Raw genomic sequence first — 296 nt, 5'->3', positions numbered from 1 at the left:
CGATGACGGCGGCAATATCCAGCGTCTGGCGGAACACGAAATATCCGATGCCGGAAATCAGCACGATGCCAAGCCCGCTCCAGATCGCGTAGGCCACGCCGACCGGCAGCGCCCGCAGCGTGAACGACAGAAGATAAATGGCTGCACCGTAAAACAACGCCATCAGCACGGTCGGCACCAGCCTGGTGAACTGCTGCGATTGCTGCAGGAAGGAGGTGGCGATTACCTCGCAGACAATGGCTGCGACAAGCGCGCCATAAGTGAAGACCGCGGTATTCATCGTCACCTATCCTTCT

Annotated in this window: 1 protein-coding gene; it reads right to left on the bottom strand. The window is 58.8% G+C overall.

The window, feature by feature from the left end:
* Window positions 1–280 (bottom strand): multidrug efflux SMR transporter (locus EN807_RS34515; protein ID WP_135938086.1); only part of this gene is annotated, 280 nt, incomplete at its 3' end.
* Between the last annotated feature and the right edge of the window lie 16 nt (window positions 281–296).

This window comes from Mesorhizobium sp. M5C.F.Ca.ET.164.01.1.1 (assembly GCF_004792125.1).
GTDB lineage: Bacteria > Pseudomonadota > Alphaproteobacteria > Rhizobiales > Rhizobiaceae > Mesorhizobium > Mesorhizobium wenxiniae.
Note: the sequence above shows the minus strand (reverse complement) of the source record. Positions and strands in the feature narration are given on the sequence as shown.